15 protein-coding genes are annotated in these 26,757 nt (G+C 71.9%); 7 read left to right on the top strand and 8 right to left on the bottom strand.

All coding sequences use genetic code 11. The annotated features are described in order from the left end of the window. Positions 1-61: 61 nt before the first annotated feature. From AB0F38_RS20925 to AB0F38_RS20900, 6 genes are all read right to left on the bottom strand, one after another. On the bottom strand, positions 62-2,281 hold the full coding sequence (locus tag AB0F38_RS20925; RefSeq protein WP_361895296.1) for a glycoside hydrolase N-terminal domain-containing protein: 2,220 nt from the start codon (positions 2,279-2,281) through the stop codon (positions 62-64). After that, entirely contained in the window at positions 2,278-4,257 is a 1,980-nt protein-coding gene (locus AB0F38_RS20920; protein ID WP_361895478.1) for a beta-galactosidase, read from the bottom strand. Before AB0F38_RS20920 ends, AB0F38_RS20925 begins: the two co-directional genes overlap by 4 nt. Before the next feature lie 14 nt (positions 4,258-4,271). Continuing rightward, entirely contained in the window at positions 4,272-6,521 is a 2,250-nt protein-coding gene (locus tag AB0F38_RS20915; protein WP_361895293.1) for a 1,4-beta-glucanase, read from the bottom strand. A 45-nt stretch (positions 6,522-6,566) separates the two neighbouring features. Then, positions 6,567-7,550, bottom strand: coding sequence for a carbohydrate ABC transporter permease (locus tag AB0F38_RS20910; RefSeq protein WP_361895291.1), 984 nt, complete (start codon positions 7,548-7,550; stop codon positions 6,567-6,569). Further along, a complete protein-coding gene (locus AB0F38_RS20905; protein ID WP_361895288.1) occupies positions 7,547-8,641 on the bottom strand; it encodes an ABC transporter permease subunit in 1,095 nt (364 codons plus the stop codon). Before AB0F38_RS20905 ends, AB0F38_RS20910 begins: the two co-directional genes overlap by 4 nt. A 103-nt stretch (positions 8,642-8,744) precedes the next feature. Beyond that, positions 8,745-10,418, bottom strand: a complete 1,674-nt coding sequence (locus tag AB0F38_RS20900) for an extracellular solute-binding protein (RefSeq protein ID WP_361895285.1) — start codon at positions 10,416-10,418, stop codon at positions 8,745-8,747. Between the two features lie 399 nt (positions 10,419-10,817). Here AB0F38_RS20900 and AB0F38_RS20895 point away from each other — a divergent pair, with 399 nt between their 5' ends. The 7 genes from AB0F38_RS20895 (at position 10,818) to AB0F38_RS20865 (ending at position 23,535) form a co-directional block, all read left to right on the top strand. Then, on the top strand, positions 10,818-13,676 hold the full coding sequence (locus tag AB0F38_RS20895) for a glycoside hydrolase family 3 C-terminal domain-containing protein (RefSeq protein ID WP_361895283.1): 2,859 nt from the start codon (positions 10,818-10,820) through the stop codon (positions 13,674-13,676). A 61-nt stretch (positions 13,677-13,737) separates the two neighbouring features. Beyond that, positions 13,738-16,005, top strand: coding sequence for an alpha-xylosidase (gene yicI / locus AB0F38_RS20890; protein WP_361895280.1), 2,268 nt, complete (start codon positions 13,738-13,740; stop codon positions 16,003-16,005). Positions 16,006-16,332: 327 nt separating this feature from the next. Continuing rightward, a complete protein-coding gene (locus AB0F38_RS20885) occupies positions 16,333-17,865 on the top strand; it encodes an aldehyde dehydrogenase family protein (protein WP_361895277.1) in 1,533 nt (510 codons plus the stop codon). Between the two features lie 82 nt (positions 17,866-17,947). Next, positions 17,948-19,519: a GMC oxidoreductase gene (locus AB0F38_RS20880; protein ID WP_361895274.1), complete on the top strand. Its 1,572-nt coding sequence runs from the start codon at positions 17,948-17,950 to the stop codon at positions 19,517-19,519. Then, on the top strand, positions 19,516-20,568 hold the full coding sequence (locus AB0F38_RS20875; protein ID WP_361895271.1) for a glycine betaine/L-proline ABC transporter ATP-binding protein: 1,053 nt from the start codon (positions 19,516-19,518) through the stop codon (positions 20,566-20,568). Before AB0F38_RS20880 ends, AB0F38_RS20875 begins: the two co-directional genes overlap by 4 nt. Beyond that, positions 20,568-22,550, top strand: a complete 1,983-nt coding sequence (locus AB0F38_RS20870) for an ABC transporter permease subunit (RefSeq protein ID WP_361895268.1) — start codon at positions 20,568-20,570, stop codon at positions 22,548-22,550. The genes AB0F38_RS20875 and AB0F38_RS20870 overlap by 1 nt, the downstream gene beginning before the upstream one ends. Before the next feature lies 1 nt (position 22,551). After that, the gene (locus AB0F38_RS20865) at positions 22,552-23,535 is read left to right on the top strand and encodes an ABC transporter substrate-binding protein (RefSeq protein WP_361895265.1); all 984 of its coding nucleotides are present in this window, start codon (positions 22,552-22,554) and stop codon (positions 23,533-23,535) included. 180 nt (positions 23,536-23,715) lie between these two features. Here AB0F38_RS20865 and AB0F38_RS20860 read toward each other — a convergent pair whose 3' ends face one another. Together AB0F38_RS20860 and AB0F38_RS20855 are read right to left on the bottom strand one after the other, a co-directional pair. Then, positions 23,716-23,925 (bottom strand): DUF6243 family protein, encoded by a 210-nt coding sequence (locus tag AB0F38_RS20860; RefSeq protein WP_361895263.1) that lies wholly within the window; start codon positions 23,923-23,925, stop codon positions 23,716-23,718. A 572-nt stretch (positions 23,926-24,497) separates the two neighbouring features. After that, positions 24,498-26,393 carry an ABC transporter ATP-binding protein gene (locus AB0F38_RS20855; protein WP_361895261.1) on the bottom strand — a complete coding sequence of 632 codons (1,896 nt, stop codon included), beginning with the start codon at positions 26,391-26,393 and terminating at the stop codon, positions 24,498-24,500. Between the last annotated feature and the right edge of the window lie 364 nt (positions 26,394-26,757).

Here is a 26,757-nt window from a genome sequence, read left to right as displayed (position 1 = left end):
GACCGGCTCCGCCCGTGCGTGGATGCCTGGGGATGGGTGGGGGTTTCGGTGGGGGAAACACCTACCTCGGCCCCAGGGTGAGGACGCGGTCCACGCCGGCCACCAGGTCCAGCGGGACCCGGGGGTCGGCGGCGCAGGTCTCGGTGAGGGCGAGCCCGTCGCCCGTACGCACGTCGACGCGGGCGGCGCGGGTGGGGTGCAGGACCGCGGTGGCGCCCTCGGCCGACCAGCTCAGATCCAGCCGGGCGCCGAACCGGGTCCGCACACCCCGTAGTTCACCCGCCGGGTACTCCGCCGGGACGGCCGGGAGCAGGACCAGGCGGCCGGGTGCCGACTGGACGAGCGACTCGATCACGGCGGACGGGAGCGTATGGGCCGCGTCCGCGTTGTACACGTCGCGGGACGGGTAGTGCGCGCTCATCAGCGAGTCGTGGAAGAAGTCACCGCCCAGCACCGCGTCCAGTGCCGCCGACACCCGCGACGGGTCCCGCAGCCGGGCCGCGATCAGCGCATGGTGCAGATGTCCGTGCGCGGAGTCGTTCTCCGACCCGCGCAGCTCCAGCGCCCGGTGCGCGGCGGCCGCCAGTTCCGGGGTGTCGTACGGATTGATCTCGTCCAGCGGCCACACCGGGTAGAGGTGGCTGAGGTGGCGGTGGTCGTACGTCTCCTCCAGGCCCGGCCACGCCCACTCCGCGAGCGCCCCGTCCTCGTTCACCAGGTACTCCGGGAGGCGGGCGGCGAGCGCCCGCCAGAGTCCGGCGGACGGATGGTCCGGGGCGACGTCGGCGGCCGTGGTCAGGGCGTGCCGGGCCGCCGCGATGTCCATCGTCGCGTTGACCGTGCCCCAGCTCGCGTTCGCCGGCCGGTTCTCGGGGGAGTACGAGGGGACGACCGCGACGTTTCCGTCCGGGTCCTCGCGGCTGAGGAAGTCCTCGTAGAACAGCGCCGCCTCGACGAGCGCGCCGGTCAGTCGCGGATCCGCGGTGCCCGTGCTCACCTCGGCGTGTTCGAGGAGCGGCTGCAGCAGCCAGTCCGCACCGGCCGTCCACAGGTGCAGCGGGTAGGCGCGCTGGAAGTGCCGGGTGTGGCCCGACGCGCCGTCCGTATGGGACGGCGCGACGATGCCCCGGGCCCCGAAGATGGCGCGCGCGTTGTCCCGCCAGTCCGCCAACTGCCCGTGCACCAGGGCGGCATGGGCCTCGGTGACCTCCGGCAGGGCGGCCGTGGCGGCCGAGGAGATCTGGAGGTTCAGGTTGGCGTTCGTGGTGAACGCCCCCGACCAGGCCGTGTCCCAGTCGCCGGTCCACAGCCCCGTCAGCCGGGGTGGCAGCTGCCCCGACGAGGACAGCAGATGGTAGCGGCCCGCCGCGAACAGGCGCTCCAGGAGCGCCGGGCTCCTCGGGATGCGGAGCAGCTCGCTGCCGGGCAGCTCCCGGTCCTGGACCGCGTCCCGCAGCGTGAGGGACGTGCGCCCGAACGCCGCGCGGTGCAGCGGCCGATGGCGGGCGAGCAGGGTGGCGTAGTCCTCGTGCGGCAGGGCCGCCCACAGGGCCCCGAGGGCGGGGTGGCCGGCCCCGCGCCGGACGCGGGTCGTCAGGGTGAGGCTCCGCGCCCCCTCGACCCGGATGCCCTCGCCCGCCACGGTCACCGTGCCGCCGTCGACCCGGGCCAGGGTGACCCCGGTGTACGACAGACCGCTGCCCGGGTAGTCCACCCGCAGTGCCAGGTTCGCGCCGTCCGGTGTCAGCACCGTCGAGCGGCCGACCGCCAGCTGTGCCGGGGCGCCGGGAAGGGCGTGGTCCAGGAGGACGTCCGCGCTCAGCCCGAGGTCGGTGATGTGCTGCACGATCACGTCGTCGGCCCGCGACACGAACACGCGGCTGCGCCACGCCTCGTACGAGGCCGTCACCTCGCCCGTCGTGAAGTCGACCTCGCGCCGGTAGCCGCCGACCGCCTCGTGCAGTCCCCGGCCACGGCGGACGCCGGTCCGGAACGCCGGGTGGAAGGGCTGCACCCACACCAGCGGACGGCCCGCGCCGAACTCCTCCGACGCGGTGGTGTCCCCGCTCAGCAGCGCGTCCTGGAGCCGGCCGAGCCGGCCGGCGAGCTCGGGAGGCCGGACGTCCTCGCTGCCGTTGGGCCGCACCAGGGTGTGGTGGTTGACGATCACCCGGTCGTCCGCCGGGTCCCCGTACACCATGGCGCCGTGCCGTCCGTTGCCGCTGAGGAACGCGTCCTCCCAACGGGCGGCGGGAGCCGGCTCCCAAGTCCCGTCGATCATGCGGGGACGACGTCTCTGAGCACGGCCACACCGTAACGTCCCAGCTCCACGACGCCGTCGGCCTCGACGCCCGTGAGCAGGTCGAGGTGGCGGCCCGGCAGCTTCACCGTGACCGTTGACCTGCCGTGGTGGAGCAGGAAGAGCAGGCCGCCCCGGCGCACCGCCTCCACCCCCTCGGGCAGCCCCTCCAGGACGGGGCGCGCACCCGCGCCCGCCGCCGCCCCGCCGAGCAGCGCGCGCAGGGCGTGCGGCTCGGGCAGCGTGGAGACGTACCAGGCCGTGCCCTTGCGCAGCACCGCGGGCAGCCCGTCGAGCTCGCCGCCCCGGTAGGCGGACACGGTCTCCGCGCTGCCGTCGGGCTCCAGCTCCTCCGACCACAGGCCGCCCCGGAATCCGTCGCACTCCACCGACGCGTCCGCGTCCAGCGGCCACCACTCGTGCACCGTACGGATGCCGAACAGCTCACGCAGCCGGCCGTCCATGCCGCCCGGCCTGATCCGGTCGTCCACGTCCGCGACGCCGGTGAAGAAGCCGCACACGAGCGTGCCGCCGCTCCGCGCGTAGGAGACCAGGTTGTCGATCGCCGCGTCGGTCAGCAGGTACAGCTGCGGCACGACCACCATGCGGAAGGCGCTCAGGTCCGCCTCCGGCCGGGCGAACCGCGTCCCGATCCCGCTCTCCCACAGCCCCCGGTGCCACGCCTGCACGAGGTCCGGGTAGGCGACCAGGGCGGAGGGACGGCCCTCCTGGGTGCTCGCCCACCAGGAGTCCCAGTCGTGGAGCACCGCGACCTCGGCCGGGACCGCCGCGTCGCTCACCTCGGGCCCGATCAGGGCCAGTTCGGCGCCGATCTGCTTGATCTCCCGGAACGTACGGCCGTGCTCGCCCGCGTGCGTCAGCATTCCGGAGTGGAACTTCTCCGAGCCCTGCCTCGACTGCCGCCACTGGAAGTAGCAGACGGCGTCCGCGCCGCGGGCCACCGCCTGCAGCGACCAGAGCCGGTTGAGGCCGGCCGGCTTCGGGTGGTTGACCTCCCGCCAGTTGACCCCGCCCGCCGCCTGCTCCATCAGCATCCACGGCCCGGCGGCCTGCGAGCGCGTCATGTCGGCGAGCATCGCGTTGTACTGGCCGCCCTGCGGGTCCGTCGGGTCCGGATAGATGTCGACGGACACGACGTCCTCCCGCTCCGCCCACGCCCAGCCGTCCTGGCCCGCCCACATCGGCATGAAGTTGGTGGTCACCGGGATGTGCGGGGTGTGCCGGGCGACGATGTCGCGCTCGGCGACGTAGCACTCCAGCAGGGCGTCGGAGGTGAACCGCTTGAAGTCCAGCACCTGCGCCGGGTTCTTCATGTACTGCGCGCGGCGCGGCGGCAGGATCTGCGCCCAGGAGTCGTAGCGCTGGCTCCAGAAGGCCGTCCCCCAGGCTTCGTTGAGCGCGTCCAGGGTGCCGTGGCGGGCGGCCAGCCAGCGGCGGAAGTGGTCGGCCGTCCCGTCGCACCAGCAGTGCGTGCAGTACTCGTTGTTGATGTGCCAGACGGTGAGCGCCGGATGGTCCGCGTACCGGGCGGCGAGGTCCTCGGTGAGCGCGGTGGCGTACCGCCGGTAGACCGGCGAGCTCGGGCAGAAGTGCTGCCGCGAGCCGTACGACACGAGCGTGCCGTCCTCGGCGCGCGGCAGCGTCTCCGGGTGCAGGGCGCCCATCCACGGCGGCGGCGAGGCCGTCGGGGTGGCGAGGACGACACCGATCCCGTGTGCGTGCAGGAGATCCATCAGCCGGTCCAGCCAGCCGAACTCCCTGGCGCCCGGCCGTGGTTCGATCTTCGCCCAGGAGAACACGCCGAGGGTGACGGAGTTGACCCCGGCCTCCTCCATCAGCCGGACGTCGTCGGCCCACACCTCCTCGGGCCACTGCTCGGGGTTGTAATCGCCTCCGAAGAGGACGCGGCCACGGGTGGCGTCGTGCAGGGACGGCATGGACTTCTCGTTCCTCATTCGGGATCCGCGTACTGGATGCCGCGGCCGTTGGTGCCCAGGTAGACACGGCCGTGGACGCGGGGGTCGCCGGTGATGACCTCACCGGTCCACCCCCACTGGTGGGAGTCGTCGTTGATCCGGACCCAGGTCCTGCCCGCGTCGTCGGAGCGGAGCACCGCCACGCCGTCGTGCGTGGCGGAGACCCGGCCCGTCTGGAAGACCGCCGGATAGCGGGCCCGGCCCCTCGCCGGGGCCGCCTTCCCGAAGCCGAGGGCGTGCGAGGCCTGGCAGCCGGCCACCGCCGTGAACGTCAGGCCGCCGTCCGTCGAGCGCAGCAGTCCCTCGTCCTTGGCCGACAGCCACAGGTCGCCGGAGCGGCCGGGTGCGGCGGCGATGCGGAACTGCACGTCACCGGAGGGCAGCCGGCCGGCACCCCGGGTGAAGGTGGCGCCCCGGTCCGTGGAGCGGAACACGGCCCCGGTGTCCGTGTCGTACACGTAGAAGCGCGCGGGGTCGAGCGGGTCGGCGACCGGGGTGCCGCCCTTGGGGAACGTCGGGACCTCGGCCCAGGTCGCGCCGCCGTCCGTGGAGCGGTGCGCGGCGTACTTCGTGCCGTCCCAGTGGATGAACGACCACAGCAGCGTCGCCCCGTCCGCCGAGACCGCGACCGGCCCCGGAGCGGACGCGGCGATCTCCGGCTGGGTGGCGAACGGCTGCCAGCTCGCACCGCCGTCGCGGGAGCAGGCGCCCGCGGCGCCGGAGCCCGACGGCCAGCCCGTCCGCACGACGTACGAGGGCTTCAGCGTGGCGAGAGCGAGGCCGGTGGCCGTGCCGAAGACCGGGTTGGACGCCATGCCGCGCGAGGGGGAGGCGGTCAGGGACTCGTGGTACATCACTCCGATGTCACCGAGTCCGCTGAGCAGCCGGGCCCCCGACGGCGGTGCGATCAGCTGCCGGACCGCCGACTCCTCCAGACCTCGGATCTCCGGAGCCCAGCGCACCAGGTCACGCGTACCGAAGATCGTCGCGCCGGTGCCGTACACGAGGTGCCGGGAGTCGTACGGATCGACGGCCACCGCCTGGATCCACCAGCCGAACTTCGGCGTCTCGCCGCCCCACTTCAGATACGGCGTCTCCGACGCGTCCATGACCGCCGAGTCCTTGAGCGAGGTCCAGTTCGCGCCCCCGTCCGTGGAGCGGAACAGGGTGTCCACCGGGCCCCAGCGGTTGTTCGTGGAGACGACGACGGTGCCGGGGCGGGCCGCGTCGACCGCCACCCCGCCGTAGCCGAACGCGTCACCGCTGCCCGGTGCGACCGGGGTGACGTCCGTCCAGGCGCCGGTCACCGTGTCGAACCGGTGCACCGAACCGTCGGCCTGGTTGTTGGGGCCCGGGCCGTCCGCGTAACTCACGTACAGCGCACGGGTGTGCGCGTCGTACGCGGCACGGATCGGCATCCTCGACGCGGCCGCGCCGGCGGACGGCTGGCCCGGCACGGCCTCCCAGCCGCCGGAGGAGTCCGTGCGGTACAGAGCTGTCCCGCCGTCACCCCAGCCCGCGTACACCGTCCGGCCCGCGGCCACCAGCAGCGTGACGCCCTGGCCCGACGCCGAGGCGGTCGCCGGGAACGCGGGGTCGGCGGCCCAGGTCGCCCCGCGGTCCGTGGAGCGCAGCAGACCGTCGTGCCGTGTGCCGAGCCAGAGCGTCTCGCTGTCGCGCGGGTCGACCAGGAGCCGTTCGCCCGTGCCCCGGCCGTCCTCGTTCGCCCCGAGCCGCACCGTGAGGTCCGTACGCGCCCAGGTGGCACCCCGGTCCTCCGACCTGAGCACCGCGCCCGGACCGGCCCAGGACTGCGCGTACGTGCCGAGGGCCAGATACAGCCGGTCGGGGTGGGCCGGGTCGACGGCCAGGGCCTCGACGCCCAGCAGATTCCAGTCGTCCCAGCCGATGTGGTCGGTCAGCGCCGTCCAGCGGGCCGCGCCGTCGTCCCACCGGTAGGCGCCGCCGATGTCCGTACGTGCGTACGCCAGACCCCGGACGGCCGGGTGGAACAGGATGCCCGTCACGAATCCGGTCCCGCCGATCGCCGCCGTGCGCCAGCGGTGCGGCTGGGTCCTCCTCGGCCGACGGGCCGCCACGGCCGGGGCGGCCGAGGGCAGCACGGCGGCGGTGGCGGCCACCGCCGCCGCTCCGGCGAGCACGGTCCGGCGCCGGGGCGCGTCGGGATGTACGGGTTCGGGCTGCGGGACGGACGAAGCACGCATGACGAACACACCTTCCGGTGGGGAACGGGGTGGGAGTGGTGGTGATCAGCCCTTGACGGCGCCGGTGAGCATGCCCTTCTGGAAGTGCTTCTGGACGAACGGCGACAGCACGGCCACCGGAATCAGCGCGAGGACCATCACCGCCATCTGCACCGACAGGCTGTTGATCTGCCCGCTGCTCACCGCCGCGCCCATGGCACCGGGCGGCACCTGGTGCTGGAGGACCAGCTGGCGCAGGATCATCTGCAGCGGGTACTTGTCGCTGTCCTGGATGTAGAGCATCGCGTTGAACCACTGGCTCCAGTAGCCCACCGCGTAGAACAGCGAGATCACCGCGATCACCGCACGGGACAGCGGCATGATGATCTGCAGCAGGATCCGCCACTCGCCCGCGCCGTCGATGCGCGCGGCGTCGATCAGCTCGGGCGCGGTGTCCATGAAGAAGCCGCGCAGGACCAGGATGTTGAAGACGCTGATGGCGCTCGGCAGGATCATCGACCAGTAGCTGTCGCTGAGACCGATGCCCGTGACCAGCAGATAGGTCGGGATGAGGCCCGCGCCGAAGAACATCGTCGCCATCATGGTCATCAGCAGCGGCCGGTGCGCGAAGGAGTCCTTGCGGCTCAGCCCGTACGCGCACAGCACCGAGATCACCATGCTGAACACGGTGCCGACGACGGTCAGTCCGATGCTCACCAGAGCGGCGCGGGTGACGGCGCCGCCGCTGAGCAGTTCCGTGTACGCGACGAACGTGACGCTCTTCGGCCAGACGACCAGACCGCCCGCCTCGTTGATCGCCTTGGTGTCGGAGAGGCTGGTGACCACCACCACCCAGATGGGTACCAGGATCACCGCACAGATCGCGAAGAGTCCGACGCCCTTGAAGGCGAGCCCCGCCTTGGTGGGCTCCTCCTCCCACACCGGGCGCGGTTCGGTGCGCAGGGCGCGCTGGAGCGGGGTCCGTCCCCGCTCGGCAGTGGGCCGTGCCGGCGGGTTGCCGTCCTTTTCCATGTCCAGGAGAGTCGTCATTTCTTGGAGTACACCCCCTGCTCGCCCATCATGTGGGCGACCTTGTTGGCTCCCAGCACCATGGCGACGCTGAACAGTCCCTTGAAGATTCCGGCGGCGGCCGCGTAGCCGAAGTCGCCGGTTTTGATGCCCGTCCACCAGATGTAGGTGTCGAGGATCTCGGACGCACCCGCGCCCACCTGGTCGCGCTGGAGCAGGATCTGCTCGAAGTCCAGGTTGAGCGCACTGCCGACCCGCAGCACGAGCAGCAGGGCGATGACGGGGCGCAGCGCGGGCAGGGTGACGTGCCACATGCGGCGCCAGCGGCCCGCGCCGTCCACGGCCGCGGCCTCGTACAGATCGGTGTTGACGGCGGCGAGCGCGGCGAGGAAGACGATCACACCCCAGCCCGCGTCCTTCCATATCGCCTGGGAGGTCACCAGGAACTTGAAGAAGCCCGGGTCGGTCATCAGGTCGAAGCCCTCGTGGCCGTGCTCGCGCAACCACTGCGCGACCAGACCGGCGCCGCCGAACATCTGCTGGAAGACGGTGACGACCAGCACCCAGGAGAAGAAGTGCGGCAGGTAGACGATCGCCTGGACCCAGGCCCGCACCCGGGCGCTCATGATCGTGTTGAGCAGCAGGGCGATGGCGATCGGGATGGGGAAGAAGAGGAGCAGCTGGGTCAGGAAGATGACCAGCGTGTTCAGCAGGACTTCCCAGAAGCGGTGGTCCTCGAAGATCCGGGTGAAGTTGTCGAATCCGACGAAGGGGCTGCCGGTGATGCCCAGGTCGTACACGTCGTAGTCCTGGAAGGCCACGACGTTCCCGAGCAGCGGGATGTAGTTGAAGACCAGCAGCAGCACCATGGCCGGCACCGTCATCAGGATCAGCGTGCGGTCCCGGCGGAAGCGCAGGCGCCGGGTGATGCCGCCCGGCGCGGCCGGTGCCTTCGTCCTCTTCCCGCCCCGCTTCGACGGCCGGGCCGGCGGCCCGGCCGCCCGCGAGCGGCCGTGCGCGCCGTCGTCGTCGCTGCTGTCCTCGCCCGAGGGGACGGTCGCCCGCCCCGCCGTGCGCTCCGCGTCGGTCGCCACCGTGGCCCGAGGCTTCACCCTGTGCTCCCCATGTCGTGCTCTCCACCCCGGCCGCCGGGCTCCTCGCGCCCGGCGGCCTGCCGTTCTGTCGTTGTGCGTACGCGCAGGTGTGGCGTACGGGTCAGACGCCGGAGCCGTTCTTCTCGAGAATGTCCTGGTACCAGTCGCGGAGCTTGTCGCCGCCGCTGTTCTTCCAGGTGGTCACCGCGGCGTCGACGTCGCTGACCTTCTTGCGGCCACGCCGGATGTCCTTCTGCAGGTCGTCGAAGGGGGTGTAGAGGGAGGCGTAGCGCTGGGGCTCCACGACCTGCATGCCGAAGAAGAGCGGCTTCCTGACGTGCGGGGCCTGGCGGGCCATCCAGCCGGCGTAGTCCTGCACCAGCTGCGGCTCGTCGGGGAAGGCGATGGTGTGCGGCGGGGAGGCGATGTAGAGGAGGGTGGCGGGCTGGGCCTCCTCGATGCCCTGCGGGGTGAAGGTCGGCACCCCGCCCTCGACCTTGTAGTGGGTGCCCTTGACGCCGTAGTTCGTCAGCATGAACTCCTCGGTGCCGTAGGGCGCCGCGGCGAAGTCGGCGATCCCGAGGAACTCCTCGATCTTCTCCTTGGACAGGTTCTTGCTGAGGAAGGTGAAGATTCCCGCCGGGTCGTCCTGCCACAGGACCGGCTTGCCGCCGTCCGCGGCGAAGAAGTCCAGTGCCTGCATGTCGAACTTCGGGTTGGCGGCGGCCTGCTCGGTGACCATGCCCTTCCAGCCGCCGGTGCCGTCGTTGTACATGAGGACGTGGCCGCTGGTGAAGCGGATCTTGGAGTCGGCGTCCTTGTTGGCCTCGGCGTCCGGGTGGATGTACCCGCCGTCGTGCAGCTTGCGGGCGAAGGCCAGTGCCTCGCGGTACTCCTGCGTCTCGATCTTGTGGACGAGCTTGCCGTTCTCCAGCTGCCAGTAGTGCGGCGCGTCGGGCAGCAGACCGTAGACCTTCTGGATGCAGGTCCACAGGTCGTCGAACGCCCACACCTTGCTCTTCGGGGCGGTGTACTCCTTGCCGAAGGCGAGCAGGTCGTCGGCGCTCGCGGGCAGGGCACCGGAGCCGACGAGGTCCTTGCGGTAGAAGAACGCGTTTCCGATGACCGGGTTGGGCATGGGCAGCCCGCGCAGCTTGCCGCCGAAGACGGAGTACTGCCAGGCGCCCGTCGGGATGTTGGCCAGGTTCGGGTACTTCTTGACGGCGTCGCCCGCCAGGTAGGGCCCCAGGTCGGCGAACTTCGCGGTGATCGCGTTCCGGATCTGCCCCTGCATGTTCCAGCCGGGGATGGTCATGACATCCGGGATCTCGGAACCGGCCAGGACCGCACCGATCTTGTCCTGGTAGGTGTTGCCGTCCTGCGGGTCGAAGCTGAGCTTCGCGCCGACCGCCTTGTTCACCGCCGTGTAGTACGGGTTGTTCTTCTTCGGGACGGTGCCCCACAGCGGGGTCATGACCCGGAACGAGGACCCCTTGCCCGGAGCGGACTTCACCGAGGTGACCAGCGGGTCGGGCAGCTTGGTGAAGCCGGGGCTCGATCCGTTGACGCTCTGCACGTCGGGCTGGACCAGATTCGTCGGGGCGTAGCTCGGCATGACCTTCTTCAGCGCCTTGCCCGTCGTCGTCCCCTCCTTGCTCGCCGAGCCGGAACCGCTGCCGCCGCACGCGGCGAGCAGCGGCGCTCCGCCGGCCACGGCCACTGCGGCGAAGGCACCCGATGCGAGGAAGCTTCTCCGGCTCGGGGCGGTGGAGGAGGGAGAGGAATTCGGCGTCATTGCGTCAACCCTTCGAGGCGCACCAGGACGACACGCGGCGGGTGACCGCCGTTCGGTTCCTGTGTCTGAGGTGGGGCGTTACTGGCCGAGCCGGTTGCGACATCACCGGCCGAGATGAAGCGCTTGCAACCGTTGTCGAAGCGCTTCGATGTTGCAGCGAGGTTAAGTGAAGGGGTCCGGTCGCACAAGGGTCCGTTTCCAGATTCCTCCGACCTGTTTCCGAACCGTTTCCTGGCGTGGCATGCCCGGGATGCGCCCGGTTGGGGATGCTGTGCCCTTGACACCCACGGGGTCGGCCACAGAGCATCGAAGCGCTTCGAAAGATCTTCTCCTCGGATCGAGGGTCCTTTCGCAGCGTGACGACCGGAAAACCTCCCACCTCTCCAAGGGGACCCGCACGTGACGGACCATCCGCTGCCCTTCCGCGACCCGCAGCTCTCCTTCGCCCTGCGCACCGACGACCTGCTCGGGCGGCTCACGCTCGACGAGCGGATCGCGATGCTGCACCAGTTCGCCCCCGCGGTGGAGCGGCTGGGGATCGGCCCGTTCCGTACCGGACAGGAGGCCCTGCACGGAGTCGCCTGGATGGGACCCGCCACGGTCTTCCCGCAGGCCGTCGGGCTCGGCGCCACCTGGAACGACGAGCTGGTCCGCCGGGTCGGCGAGGCCGTCGGCGACGAGGTGCGGGCCAAGCGCGCCCAGGACGACCGCGTCGGCCTCAACGTCTGGGCCCCGACAGTGAACCTGCTGCGCCACCCGCTGTGGGGCCGGGGCGAGGAAGGCTACGCGGAGGACCCGGCGCTCACCTCCGCCATCGCCGTCGCCTACACCCGGGGACTGCGCGGTGACGACCCCCGCTACTGGCGCACCGCCCCGGTGCTCAAGCACTGGCTCGCCCACAACAACGAGACCGACCGCGACACCGCCTCCTCCTCGGTCCGCCCGCGCGTCCTGCACGAGTACGACCTGCGGGCCTTCCGCGACGCGGTGCGCGCCGGAGCGGTGGCCGGAGTCATGCCCGCCTACAACCTGGTCAACGGCCGCCCCAACCATGTCTCCCCGCTCCTGGGGCAGCAGCTGCGCAGCTGGACCGACCAGCCGCTCGTCGTCTGCTCGGACGCGGGCGCGCCCTCCAACCTGGTCGATTCCGAGCACTACTTCGACACCCACGAGGAAGCGACCGCCGCCTCCCTCAGGGCGGGCGTCGACAGCTTCACCGACCACGGCCAGGACTCCACGGTCATGACCGGCCGGATCCGCGACGCACTCGCCAAGGGCCTGCTCGACGAGAGCGACATCGACACGGCCGTCCGCAGGCTGCTCATGCTGCGCTTCGCGCTCGGCGAGTTCGACCCGGAGCTCGACCCGTACGCGGACGTCACCGCCTTCGACACGGCCGCACACCGGGCGCTCGCCCTGGAGGCCGCGGAACAGTCCGTCGTCCTGCTCAAGAACGACGGACTGCTGCCCCTGGAACCGCGTGACGGCCGGACCGTCGCCGTCGTCGGACTCCTCGCGGACGCCTGCAAGCTCGACTGGTACAGCGGCACGCTCCTGCACCGCTCCACCCCGCTCGACGGTCTCCGCGAGCGGTACGGCGCGGAGAACGTCCTCTTCGCCGAGGGCGCCGACCGGGTCAGGCTGTCGTGCGCCGACGGCTGGCTGCGGGTGCCCGGGACCGCTCCCACGGAGGGCGTCGAGGTCCGTGGCGCGGAAGGCGCCCTCGACCCGGCGCTCCTGGCCGGCCGCACCGACCTGCCGCCGCTGACCTGCGGCGCCACCGCCACCGACCTGGCCCTCGTCGACTGGGGCGACGGCGTCCTCACCTTCCGTACCGACGAGGGCCTGTACCTCTCCGTGGCCGAGGACGGATACGTCCGGGCGTCCGCGGACGAGCCCGGCGGCTGGATCGTCCAGGAGACGTTCCGCCTGGAGGCGGTGGAGGGACACGACGGCGGTCACCGCCTTCTGCACATCGGGACGGGTGGGTACGTGACTGTCGCCGCCGACGGCGCGAAGGTTGCCGTGTCCGGTGAGAAGATTTCCGCCGCCGGCGCCACGGTCTTCGTCATGGAGACCGTCGAACGCGGCCAGGACGCCGTGGCCCGGGTCGCGGCGGCCGCCGACACGGTGATCGTCGTCGCCGGCAACGACCCCCACATCAACGGCCGCGAGACCGAGGACCGTACGACCCTGGACCTGCCCGCCCAGCAGGACCGGCTGTGGCGCACCGCGCGCGCCGCCAACCCGCGCACCGTACTCGTCCTCACCTCCGCCTACCCGTACGCGGTCACCGACGCGGCGGCCGAACTGCCCGCCCTGCTCTGGACCGCGCACGGGGGTCAGGCGGCAGGCACCGCCCTCGCCCGGATCCTCGCTGGCGACGTGTCCCCGGCCGGCCGGCTCCCGCAGACCTGGTACGCCTCGGACGCCGATCTGCCGGATCTGCTCGACTACGACATCATCGGCTCCCGTCAGACGTACCTCTACTTCGACGGCACCCCGCTCTTCCCCTTCGGCCACGGCCTCACCTACGCCGGCTTCACCTACGCCGACCTGACGGCGGAGGTGGCCGGCGAGCGGCTGCGGGTCGCGCTGACCGTCACCAACGACGGGGCCCGCGCAGCCGACGAGGTGGCCCAGCTCTACGTCCGGGCGACGGAGTCCGCCGCGGACCTGCCGCTGCGCAAGCTGGTCGCCCACCGCCGGATACACCTCGCACCGGGCGCCGCCGAACGCGTCGAATTCCTCGTCCCCGTCGAGGAGCTCGGCCACTGGAGCGTGGCGCACGGCCGCTGGACCGTCGAGCCCGGCGCGTACGAGATCCTCGCCGGCGCCTCCAGCACCGACATCCGGCTCACCGCCGGCGCGGTCGTCGACGGCGAGCCGTCCGGCCCGCGCCCCGTCGTGGAGCGCGGCCTGGAGGCCGCCGACTACGACGAGCAGCAGGGCACGGAGATCCTCGACCGTACGAAGGTGGCGGGCGACACCGTCGCACCCGTCGACGGGATCGGCCAACTCCTCTTCCGCGACTGCGACTTCGGCGACGGCGTGCAGACGGTCACCGCATCCGCCGCGGGGAGCGGATCCGTCACGCTGGCGGTGGACGGGCGGACGGTGGAGCTGGTGGTCCCCGCCACGGCCGGACCGTACGACTACCGCACCGTCGGGGCCGCCCTCGACGTCCGCGGGGTGCACGACGCGCGCGTCACCCTGCAGGGGGCCGTACGCCTCGCCGGCATCGGGTTCACCGCGTGACGGCCGTGCCGCTCGCCCCCGCCCCCCGACCGCTTCCCCGTGCCCACGGCAAGGAGTCCTCATGAGGTTCACCGACGGCTTCTGGCTCATGCGTGAGGGCGTCCGCGCCTCCTACGCGACCGAGATCCGCGATCTGCGCGTCGAGGACGGCCAGCTCACCGCGTACGCCGCCGTCAAACGCGTCGAGCGGCGCGGCGACACGCTCAACACCCCGCTGATCACTGTCGAATGCTTCTCCCCGGCCGAGGGCGTCATCGGCGTACGCACCACCCACCACGCCGGGAAGGCCAGGCGCGGTCCCGACTTCGCCCTCCTGTCCGGCGACGGCACCGCACCCGCCGCCCGCACCCGCAGGGACGGCGCGGTCACCGAACTCACCAGCGGACCCCTGACGTTGCGCATGGACGGCGACGGCCCCTGGGGCATCTCGTTCCTCGACGCCGAGGGGCGGCGCCTCACCGGCGTCGACGCCAAGGGCACGGCCTTCGCCACCACCCCCGACGGCGCCCACCACATGATCGCCCAACTCGCGCTGAGCGTCGGGGAGAACGTCTACGGGCTCGGCGAGCGCTTCACCCCGTACGTGAAGAACGGCCAGAGTGTCGACATCTGGCAGGCCGACGGCGGCACCAGCAGCGACCAGGCGTACAAGAACATCCCGTTCTACCTCTCCTCGCGCGGCTACGGCGTCTTCGTCAACCACCCCGGCAAGGTCTCCTTCGAGGTGGGCTCGGAATCCGTCGGCCAGGTGCAGTTCAGCGTCGAGGACCAGTCGCTGGAGTACTACATCGTCGCCGGACCGACCCCCAAGGACGTCCTGGCCCGCTACACGGCCCTCACCGGCCGCCCCGCCCTGCCGCCCGCCTGGTCGTTCGGCCTCTGGCTGACCACCTCGTTCTGCACCTCGTACGACGAGGAGACCGTCACCTCCTTCGTCGACGGGATGGCCGAACGGGACATCCCGCTCAGCGTCTTCCACTTCGACTGCTTCTGGATGCGCGAGTACCAGTGGTCGGACTTCCTCTGGGACCCCGAGGTCTTCCCCGACCCGGAGGGCATGCTGGCCCGGCTCAAGGCACGCGGGCTGCGCATCAGCATGTGGATCAACCCGTACATCGCCCAGAAGTCCGTGCTGTTCGCGGAAGGGGCCGAGCTCGGCCACCTGGTGCGGCGGCCCAACGGCGACATCTGGCAGTGGGACCTGTGGCAGCCCGGCATGGCCCTGGTCGACTTCACCAGCCCGGCGGCCCGCGACTGGTACGACAGCAAGCTGCGGATGCTGCTCGACCAGGGCGTCGACTGCTTCAAGACGGACTTCGGCGAGCGCATCCCCACCGACGTGGCCTGGCACGACGGGTCCGACCCGGAGCGGATGCACAACTACTACGCGCAGCTCTACAACCGCACCGTCTTCGAACTCCTGGAGAAGGAGCGCGGCACGGGCGAGGCGGTCCTCTTCGCCCGCTCCGCCACGGCCGGCGGCCAGCAGTTCCCCGTGCACTGGGGCGGCGACTGCTTCGCCTCGTTCACCGCGATGGCCGAGTCACTGCGCGGCGGGCTCTCCCTGAGCCTGTCCGGCTTCGGCTTCTGGAGCCACGACATCGGCGGCTTCGAGGGCACCCCCGACCCGGCGGTCTTCAAGCGCTGGCTCGCCTTCGGCCTGCTCTCCTCGCACAGCCGGCTGCACGGCAACGTGTCCTACCGGGTGCCGTGGGCGTTCGGCGAGGAAGCGGTCGACGTGGCAAGGCAGTTCACCCTGCTCAAGCACCGCCTGATGCCGTACCTGTACGGGGTGGCCGCCGAGGCCCACCGCACGGGCGTCCCGATGATGCGCCCCATGCTCGTGGAGTTCCCCGGCGACCCGGCCACCCGCACCCTGGACCGGCAGTACATGCTCGGCCCGGACCTGCTGGTCGCCCCCGTCTTCACCGAGGACGGCGAGGTCGAGTACTACGTCCCCGAGGGCACCTGGACCTCGCTGCTCACCGGCGAACGGATCACCGGACCCGCCTGGCGCCACGAGACGCACGGCTTCGACAGCCTGCCCCTGCTGGTCAGGGACGGCGCCGTGGTCCCGTGGGGTGCCGACGACCAGCGCCCGGACAGCGACTGGCTGAACGGCCTCACCCTGCGGGTGTTCGGCTCCGGCAGCGGTGAGCGGACCGTCACCGTGCCGGACCTGACCGGGGCCGGCGCGGCGGCGTTCCGCGTCGTACGGGACGACTCCGGCGTGCACGTCACCGCCGAGGGGACCGACCGGACGTACCGGGTGAGCGTCGAGGACTCGGGCGCGGTGGGGGAGGGGACGGGAACGATGACCGTCGCCTGACTCTCCACGGAGAGGCGGGGGCACGAGGAGGACGAAGAGGGCGGTCCGGTGCGTACGAACGCACCGGGCCGCCCTCTTCGTGCCCGGGCCGGAGCCTCGCCGCCGTGCCGCCGAGGGTTCCGGACACCGCCGCTCTCCGGGCTCGGGGCCGAGTATCCGTGCGGCGGGCCGTGAGTCATGTCACCCAGGGTGAATTGTTCGGCATACATTCCGCCGGACCGGGGAGGGGTCCTGGCTGCTGGTGTGCCCCGTCCCGGTCCACCGGCGCGGAACAGTGCTCGGCCGGACCGGTGCGGAGCAATTCAGGCACGGAAGGCAGACCACCACATGTCGGCTCACCTCTCGTCGGCTCACGCCGCGACGGCGCTGGAGACCATCCACATCGACGGGGCCTGGCACGCCGCCGCGTCGGGCGCGACCCGCGAGATCCTCGACCCCGCCGACGCCACCGTCCTGGCTCTCGTCGCCGAGGGCGGCCTCGACGACACCGACGCGGCCGTCGCCGCAGCACGCCGCGCCTTCGACGACGGCCCGTGGCCGCACCGGCCCGTCGCCGAGCGCGCCGCGTTCCTGCGCCGGGTCGCCGACCTCCTCCAGCGGGACCGTGAGGAGATCGCGATCACCGAGAGCCGCGACACCGGCAAGACCCTGGAGGAGGGGCGCGTTGACGTCGACGACGTGACGAACGCCTTCCGCTACTTCGCCGACCTCGTGATGAACGAGAGCGGCGGCCGGGTCGTCGACGCGGGCGACCCCGATGTGCACAGCATCGTCGTGCACGAACCCGTCGGGGTCTGCGCCCTGATCGCCCCGTGGAACTACCCGCTGCTGCAAGCCAGTTGGAAGATCGCCCCGGCGCTCGCCGCAGGCAACACCTTCGTGCTCAAGCCCAGCGAGGTCACCCCGCTGACCACCGTCCACCTGATCCGGCTGCTCGCCGAGGCCGGTCTGCCCGACGGCGCCGCCAACCTCGTCACGGGCGCGGGCGACCCCGTCGGCGCCCGGCTCTCCGCGCACCCGGACGTGGACCTCGTCTCGTTCACCGGCGGCCTCGCCAGCGGGACGAAGGTCGCGCAGGCGGCCGCACCCACCGTCAAGAAGGTCGCCCTGGAGCTCGGTGGCAAGAACCCCAACGTCGTCTTCGCCGACGCCTGCGCCACCGACGCGGACTTCGACACCGCCGTCGACCAGGCGCTGAACGCCGCGTTCTTCCACAGCGGCCAGGTCTGCTCGGCCGGCGCCCGGCTCATCATCGAGGAGTCGGTCTCCGCACGCTTCGTCACCGAGCTCGCCCGCCGCGCCGACGCGATCCGGCTCGGCCGGGGCACCGTCGACGGCGTCGAGTGCGGCCCGCTCGTCTCCGCCCAGCAACTCGCCAAGGTCGAGGCGTACGTCGCCTCCGCCCGCGAGGAGGGCGCGGTCGTCCGCTCCGGCGGCTCCCGCCCCGAACCCTCCGACACACGGCCCGCGAGCGGCTACTTCTACCGGCCGACCGTCCTGGACCGCTGCCACCGGGAGATGAGGGTGGTCCGCGAGGAGACCTTCGGCCCGATCCTCACCGTCGAGACCTTCCGCACCGAGGAGGAGGCCGTCAGGCTGGCCAACGACACGGACTACGGTCTCGCGGGCGCCGTCTGGACCACCGACGCCGGCCGCGCCCGCCGCGTCGCGGGCCGGCTGCGGCACGGCACCGTCTGGATCAACGACTACCACCCCTACCTCCCACAGGCCGAGTGGGGCGGCTTCGGCAAGTCCGGTACGGGCCGTGAGCTCGGACCCACCGGCCTCGCGGAGTACCGCGAGGCCAAGCACATCTACCAGAACCTCAACCCGCGCCCCCAGCGCTGGTTCGCCGGCTGACCGAGTCGCCGTCCACCGGATGTCCCCCGGCCGTTCGCAGCACCACGCACACGCAAGCACCTTGCAGAAGGAGCAGTGACCGATGCCTCCGTCCCCCCGCTCAGCACGCCCCGAACCTGCCGACTACGTGATCGTCGGAGGCGGTACCGCCGGTTCGGTCATCGCCTCCCGCCTCACCGAGGACCCCGGCGTCACCGTCACCGTCATCGAGGGCGGCCCCACCGACATCGACCGGGACGACGTGCTCACCCTGCGCCGCTGGCTCGGACTGCTCGGCGGCGACCTCGACTACGACTACCCCACGACCGAACAGCCACGCGGCAACTCCCACATCCGGCACAGCCGCGCCCGGGTCCTCGGCGGCTGCTCCTCGCACAACACGCTGATCAGCTTCAAGCCGCTGCCCGGCGACTGGGACGAGTGGGCCGCGGCCGGCGCCGAAGGCTGGGACGCCGCGTCCATGGATCCGTACTTCGACCGGCTGCGCAACAACATCGTGCCCGTCGACGAGAAGGACCGGAACGCCATCGCCCGCGACTTCGTCGAGGCGGCACGGACGGCGGCCGCGGTCCCGCGCGTCGACGGCTTCAACAGGAAGCCCTTCCACGAGGGGGCCGGCTTCTTCGACCTGGCCTACCACCCGGAGAACAACAAGCGTTCCTCCGCGTCGGTCGCCTACCTCCACCCGCACATCGAAGCAGGGGACCGTCCCAACCTCTCGATCCTGCTGGAAACCTGGGCCTACAAGCTGGAGTTCGAAGGCAACCGCGCCACCGGCGTCCACGTCCGCACCAAGGACGGCGAGGAACTGCTGCTGCGCGCCGCCCGCGAAATCATCGTCTGCGCGGGCGCGGTGGACACCCCCCGGCTGCTGATGCACTCCGGGATCGGCCCGGCGCAGGACCTGACGGCGCTCGGCATCCCCGTCGTCCACGACGCACCGGGCGTCGGTGAGAACCTGCTCGACCACCCCGAGTCGGTCATCGTCTGGGAGACCGACGGCCCCATCCCGGAGAACTCCGCCATGGACTCCGACGCCGGCCTCTTCGTGCGGCGCGACCCCGGATCCCGGGGCCCCGACCTGATGTTCCACTTCTACCAGATCCCCTTCACCGACAACCCCGAGCGCCTCGGCTACGAGAAGCCCGAGCACGGCGTGTCGATGACCCCGAACATCCCCAAACCGCGCAGCCGCGGCCGGCTCTACCTCACCAGCGCCGACCCCGGGGCCAAGCCCGCCCTGGACTTCCGCTACTTCACCGACGCGGACGACTACGACGGCCGCACCCTCGTCGACGGCATCAAGCTCGCCCGCGAGATAGCGAAGATTGAACCGCTCGCCCACTGGCTCAAGCGCGAGGTCTGCCCCGGCCCCGAGGTCACCTCCGACGAGGACATCAGCGCGTACGCACGCAAGGTCGCCCACACCGTCTACCACCCCGCCGGCACCTGCCGGATCGGCGCGCCCGGCGACCCGGCGGCCGTCGTCGACCCGCAGCTGCGCGTCCAGGGCCTGGACGGCATACGCATCGCCGACGCCTCCGTCTTCCCGACCATGCCCGCCGTCAACCCCATGATCGGGGTCCTGATGGTGGGCGAGAAGTGCGCCGAACTGCTCCAAGCGACCCCGACCGCCGGAGGCGACGTCCGATGAGCGAACCCACCGCACCCGTCTTCTCCGTCCGCGACCTCTGGAAGGTGTTCGGCCCCAGGGCCGACCGCATCCCCGGCAGCGAGCACGCCGCACTGCCCCCGGCCGAACTGCGCGAGCGCACCGGCTGCACCGCCGCCGTGCGCAACGTCTCCTTCGACGTCGAGAAGGGCGAAGTCTTCGTCGTCATGGGCCTGTCGGGCTCCGGCAAGTCCACCCTCGTGCGCTGTCTCACCCGGCTCGTCGAGCCCACCAGCGGCACCCTGGCCATCGACGGCGAGGACGTCCTGGCCATGGACCGCACCCGGCTGCGCGAACTGCGCCGCCACCGCGCCGCGATGGTCTTCCAGCACTTCGGGCTGCTGCCGCACCGCACCGTCCTCGACAACGTCGCCTACGGCCTGGAGATCCAGGGCCTCGGCAAGGCCGAACGCCGCGCCAAGGCCGCCGAACTGGTCGAGAAGGTCGGCCTCGGAGGCCTGGAGAAGCGCCGGCCCGCCCAGCTCTCCGGAGGCCAGCAGCAGCGCGTCGGGCTGGCCCGCGCACTCGCCGTCGACCCGTCCGTCCTCCTCTTCGACGAACCGTTCAGCGCACTCGACCCGCTGATCCGGCGCGAGATGCAGGACGAGGTCGTCCGGCTGCACCGCGAGGAGGGCCGGACCATGGTCTTCATCACCCACGACCTGAGCGAGGCACTGCGCCTGGGCACCCGCATCGCCCTGATGCGCGACGGCGAGATCGTACAGCTCGGCACCCCCGAGGAGATCGTCGGATCGCCCGCCGACGAGTACGTCCGCGCATTCGTCCGGGACGTCCCCCGCGAACAGGTCCTCACCGTCGCCACCGCCATGCGCCCCCCGACCGCCGGCGAGGCCGAACACGGCCCGGCCCTGCGCCCCGAGGCCACCGTCTCCGCGGCCATCGAGGCCGTCGCCCGCTCCGGCGACCCCGTCGCGCGCGTCATGAAGGACGGCCGGCTCCTCGGAGTCGTCGACCACGCGTGCCTGCTCGACGTCGTCGCGGGTACGGGGGCCCAGGCGGTGACCGTCTGATGGCCACCGCCCAAGCCGCCACCACCCCTGCCGCCCGGCCCGGTACCGCGGGCCCGCTCGCCGCCCTGCGCCGCCGGCCCGCCCTGGGCAAGCTGCTCCTGCTGCTGGTGGCAGCCGCCGTCGCCGTACCCGTCGTCCACACCCGCTGGGGCGGCGGGACCTGGCCCGGCGCCCTGACCATCGACCTGAGCGCACCGCTCGGCGAGGTCAACGACTGGATCATCGGCAACCGCGACAGCCACCCGCTCTTCCTCTACTTCTTCGGCCACATCAGCAACGCCGTGGTCCTCTCCGTACGCGGCGCCTACCTGGCCCTGCTCGCCCTCGGCTGGGCCGGTGTCACCGCCGTCGCCGCCCTCGTCGCCTGGCGGACCGCCGGAGTGCGCCTGGCACTGACCGCGGGCCTGTCCTTCCTGGCGTGCGGACTCCTCGGCATGTGGGTGCCGACGATGCAGACCCTCGCCCTGATGATCGTCGCCGTCCTCGTCTCCGTCGTGCTGGGCATGCTCCTGGGCCTCGCGGCCGGGCTCTCGGACCGTACGTTCCGCCTCCTGCGCCCCGTCCTGGACACCATGCAGGTGCTGCCCGCCTTCGCCTATCTGCTGCCCGTCGTCCTGATCTTCGGCATCGGCGTGCCCGGCGCGGTCCTCGCGACCGTCGTCTACGCGGCTCCGCCGATGGCCCGGCTCACCGCACTGGGACTGCGCGGCGCCGACGCGGGCGTCATGGAGGCCGTGGCCTCGCTCGGCGCGACCGGCAGGCAGCGCCTGCTGACCGCCCGTCTGCCCCTCGCCCGCAAGGAACTGCTGCTCGGCCTCAACCAGACCATCATGATGGCGCTGTCCATGGCCGTCATCGCGTCCGTCATCGGCGCCGGCGGCCTCGGCGACCGCGTCTACCAGGCACTCTCCTCCGTCGACGTCGGCGCCGCGCTCGCCGCGGGCATCCCCATCGTGCTGCTGGCCGTCGTCCTGGACCGCACGACCGAGGCGGCCGGCCGGAAGATCGGCACGGAACCCACCGGGCCGGCAGCCCTGCGCGGCCTGCGCGGCTGGGGGGCCGTCGCGGTGACCGCCGCCGCCGTCGCCGTCGTGGGACGGTTCACCGGCGGCCGTGTCTGGCCCGAGAGCGGGGTCGTGGCCATCGCCGGCCCCGTCAACACGGCCAAGGACTGGATGGTCGACCACCTCTACACCGGCATCCCCGTCATCGGCGGCACCGCCGACTGGGCCGCCCACTTCACCAGCTGGATCCTCAACCCGCTGCGCGGCGGCCTGCAGGGCCTGCCCTGGTGGTCCGTCCTGCTGATCGTCGCCGCACTCGCCTGGACCATCGGCACCTGGCGCACCGCGCTCACCGCCGTGCTGGCCATGGCCGGCATCGGGGTCCTCGGCGTCTGGGAGCTGTCGATGGACACGCTCAGCCAGGTCCTCGCGGCCGTCGCGGTCACCCTCGTCCTGGGCTTCGCCATCGCCGTCGGCGCCGCACGCAGTACACGCCTCGAACGCCTGCTGCGCCCCGTCCTGGACGTCTTCCAGACGATGCCGCAGTTCGTCTACCTCATCCCCGTCGTCGCCCTCTTCGGCGTCGGCCGCGCCCCGGCCGCCGTCGCGGCCGTCGTCTACGCGCTGCCCGCCGTCGTGCGCATCACCACCCAGGGCCTGCGGGGTGTGGACCCCGCCGCGATGGAATGTGCCCGCTCGCTCGGCGCCACCCCCGGCCAGCAGCTGCGCCAGGTCCAGCTGCCGCTGGCCAGGCCAGCCCTGCTGCTCGCCGTCAACCAGGGTGTCGTCCTCGTCCTCGCCGTCGTCATCATCGGCGGTCTCGTGGGCTCCGGAGCGCTGGGCTACGAGGTCGTGTTCGGCCTCGCCCAGGGCGACCTCGCCACCGGCCTCGTCGCCGGTGCCGCCATCGTCTGCCTGGGGCTGACGCTGGACCGGGTCACCCAGCCCACCACCCGACGCCGACGGAAGGAGAGCTGACATGGCTCGCACCCGTACCCGTACCCGTCTCCGCACCTCCGCGGCCGTGGCCTCGGCCGCCGCCCTGCTGGCCGTCACCGGCTGCGGCGCGGCGGACATGACCAAGCAGGCGTCCCCGTTCGCGGCCCCCGCCGGCATCAGGACCGTCACGCTCTCCGTGCAGTCCTGGGTCGGCGCCCAGGCCAACGTGGCCGTCGCCCAGAAGCTCCTGGAGGACGAGCTGGGCTACCGCGTCGACCTCGTCCAGACCGACGAGGTCCCCGCCTGGGACGCCCTCAGCCAGGGCCGGGTGGACGCCATCCTGGAGGACTGGGGCCACCCCGAACAGGAGAAGCTGTACGTCGAGGACAAGAAGACCATCGTCCCCGGGGGCGACCTGGGCGTCACGGGGCACATCGGCTGGTACGTCCCCAAGTACTGGGCGGACGAGCACCCCGACGTCACCCAGTGGAAGAACCTCGACACGTACGCCGACGAGCTGCGCACCCCGGAGAGCGGCGACAAGGGCCAGCTGTTGGACGGATCGCCGTCCTACGTCACCAACGACAAAGCGCTGGTGAAGAACCTCGGCCTGGACTACAAGGTCGTCTTCGCCGGCTCCGAGGCCGCGCAGATCACCCAGATCCAGCAGTTCGCCAAGGAGGAGAAGCCCTTCCTGAGCTACTGGTACCAGCCCCAGTGGCTGTTCAACGAGGTGCCGATGGTCGAGGTGGAACTCCCGGAGTACTCCGAGGCGTGCGCGGCCAAGGCCCCGGAGGACATCGACTGCGCCTACCCGACCACCCCGCTCCAGAAGTACCTCAACGCGGACTTCTCCGAGCGGGGCGGGGACGCGGCAGCCTTCCTGAAGAAGTTCAACTGGTCGGAGGAGGACCAGAACGAGGTCTCCGAACTGATCGCCTCCGAGCGGCTGGCACCCGACGAGGCCGCCGAGCGCTGGATCGAGGAGAACCCGGGAACCTGGAAGAAGTGGCTGGGACGGTGACCTGAGCCAGAGGTTCCCTCCGTACACGGCATCAGCCGCCGGGTGGTCGTCCGAGAGGTGATCGGGACCGGCCGCGCCCGGTACGGCAGCAGAGCCCCGCCACGCCAGCAGGGCCCGGACCGTGCGCGTCGCCGGTCCGGACCCTGCTGCCGTGCGGTGCCGCCCTGCGGCGGCGGTGCCTCAGCTCTGTGCGGGGTCGTCGCCCGTCTGCCCGGCGCCCTCAGCCGCGCCCGCCTTCTCGCGCATCTTGCGCACCAGCTCCACCTTCTGGTCGGCGGCACCCTGGCGGTCGCGGTTGCGGTGCGGCCCGTTGTTCTGCCGTTCGGCGCGGGACAGCCTCTTGCGCAGGCCGCCGCCCATACCCACGGGGTTGTTGATGTTCTTGCTCACGGGTTCTCCCGGAATGATGTGAAGTGATCTACGGATTCATCGGTGGGGGACGGTCGCCGCGACGTCGAAGGACGTCAGCAGGGGCCCATCACGCGCTCACTCGTACATCGGCGTCTGGAAGAACATGACGAAGACGTTACCCGGTTCCGTCGGCCCCGCACACCACGTGGCGTGCCTCCCCGGCGTCGCCAGGCCTTCGGCGAGCGCCCGGGGCCAGCCGTCTCCTTCCAAGGATCTCAGCACCGCCGGCACCCCCGGCCGCCGCCGCCCGCCCGAGGCGGGCCCAGCTCGGCGAGGACGGAGCTGGTGTGCTCGGTGCGCGCCCAGTTCCCGCTGCTGCGGCAGTGGTACAGGCCGGCGTCGGTGTACCGCGCGCGGTGTGCCGACCCCGCGGCCCGGCCCGCCGCCGCGGCGAGTGCGGGGCGCGTGAGGTGCCGGGCGAGTGTCCTGTACCAGGCGCAGGACACCGGGCGACACGTTCCGATCCGGCCGGGCTCGCGGGACCCGGCCCGTGTCCGCCGCCGGGGCAACCGACGGCGGACGCGGGTGGGAGCCCGCGGTGCGGCGGTCTGTCAGCCGGCCACGGGCCGGGCCTCCTCCTCCGTCCCGGGCCGCTCGAACTGCGTGCGATACAGCTCCTCGTACCGGCCCCCGACCGCCAGCAACTGCTCGTGGGTGCCCCGTTCGACGATCCGGCCGTCCTCGACGACCAGGATCAGGTCGGCGGCCCGCACCGTCGAGAGCCGGTGCGCGATCACCACCGCCGTACGGCCTTCCAGCGCCTCGGCCAGGGCCTCCTGGACGGCCGCCTCCGAGGTGGAGTCCAGGTGCGCCGTCGCCTCGTCCAGGATCACGACGCGCTGACGGGCCAGCAGCAGCCGGGCGATGGTCAGCCGCTGCCGTTCGCCGCCGGAGAGCCGGTAGCCGCGCTCACCGACGACGGTGTCCAGCCCGTCGGGCAGGGAGGCGACGAGCCCGTCCAGGCGGGAGCGGCGCAGTGCGTCCCAGATGTCGTCCTCGGTGGCGCCGGGGCGGGCGAGCAGCAGATTGGCGCGCACCGACTCGTGGAACAGGTGCCCGTCCTGGGTGACCATGCCGAGCGTCTCGCGGATCGAGGCGGCCGTCAGATCGCGTACGTCCACGCCGTTCAGCCGTACGGAGCCTGCGTCGGCGTCGTACAGCCTGGGCAGCAGCTGCGCGATCGTCGACTTTCCCGCCCCGGACGAGCCGACCAGGGCGACCATCCGGCCCGGTTCGGCCCTGAAGGAAACGTCGTGCAGCACTTCGGTGCCGCCGCGGGAGTCGAGGGCCGCGACCTCTTCGAGGGAGGCCAGGGACACCTTCTCGGCGGAGGGATAGCCGAAGGACACCCCGTCGAACTCCACGGACACCGGCCCGTCGGGCACCTTCCGGGCGTCCGGCTTCTCGGCGATCAGCGGTTCGAGGTCGAGGATCTCGAAGACCCGCTCGAAGCTGACGAGCGCGCTCATCACCTCGACCCGAGCGCCGGCCAGGGCGGTCAGCGGGGCGTACAGGCGGGTCAGGAGCAGGGCGAGGGCGACGACCGCTCCCGCTTCGAGGGTGCCGCGCAGGGCGTAGTACCCGCCGAGTCCGTAGACCAGAGCCAGCGCCAGCGCGGACACCAGGGTGAGAGCCGTGATGAACGTCGACTGGAGCATGGCCGTACGGACACCGATGTCCCGCACCCGCCGGGCCCGTACGGCGAACTCGGCGGATTCGTCGGCGGGGCGGCCGAAGAGCTTGATGAGCGTGGCGCCGGGGGCGGAGAACCGTTCGGTCATCTGGGTGCCCATGGTGGCGTTGTGAGCGGCGGCCTCGCGCTGCAACCCCGCCATCCGCGAACCCATCCGGCGGGCGGGGACGACGAACACCGGCAGCAGGACCAGGGCGAGCAGGGTGATCTGCCAGGAGATGGTGAGCATCACGGCAAGGGTCAGCAGCAGGGTGACGAGATTGGAGACGACACCGGAGAGCGTGTTGCTGAAGGCCCGTTGGGCGCCGATGACGTCGTTGTTGAGCCGGCTGACGAGCGCGCCCGTCCTGGTGCGGGTGAAGAAGGCCACCGGCATCCGCTGGACGTGGTCGAAGACCGCGGTCCGCAGATCCAGGATCAGCCCCTCCCCGAGGGTGGCCGACAGCAACCGGATGAGCAGGGCGAGCCCGGCCTCGGCGACCGCGATGACGGCGATGAGCAGGGCGAGCCGGACGACCACCCCGGCCTCCTCACCCTGGACGATCGCGTCGACGACCCGGCCGGCGAGCACCGGAGTGGCCACCGCGAGCAGCGCCGTGACCGCGCTGAGCAGCAGGAAGCGGCGGATCTGCCGGCCGTGCGGCCGGGCGAACGCCATGATGCGGCCCAGCGTGGCCCGCGAGAAGGGTCTGCGGTCCTGCTGGGCGTTCATCGCGCTGTGGAGCGATGTCCACGCGGTGACTTCCATGTCCATGGGGAGGTGCCTCCGGAATATGAGGGGCCGATACCTGGTTCCGGGCGGCCGGCCCGGGCGCACTCAGAACGTTAAAACCAGAAGCAAGGCTGAGGTCAATTCGTTCCGGGCGGTGTCACCCGGCCGGTCGCCCGCCCCGTACCGCCGTCACGTTCTCCCGGTCCGCCCGTCCCTGCGTACCTGCGCTCCGGGAGGATCCGGAGATCGCACCCGGGCGCGCCGACGCGGGGAGCACCGGCCATCTTCCCCGAAGTGACGGGGAGTCGGTGAGTGGTGCCGGCCCGGCACGGCTGCCCAGCGGTGGGAACGCGGTGCCGGCCGGGGTGCCACGCCTGGGCGGCGGCCGGACGGGAATCGCTCCGTG

The organism is Streptomyces sp. NPDC025273, from assembly GCF_040638585.1.
Lineage (GTDB): Bacteria > Actinomycetota > Actinomycetes > Streptomycetales > Streptomycetaceae > Streptomyces > Streptomyces cinereorectus.
Note: the sequence above shows the minus strand (reverse complement) of the source record. Positions and strands in the feature narration are given on the sequence as shown.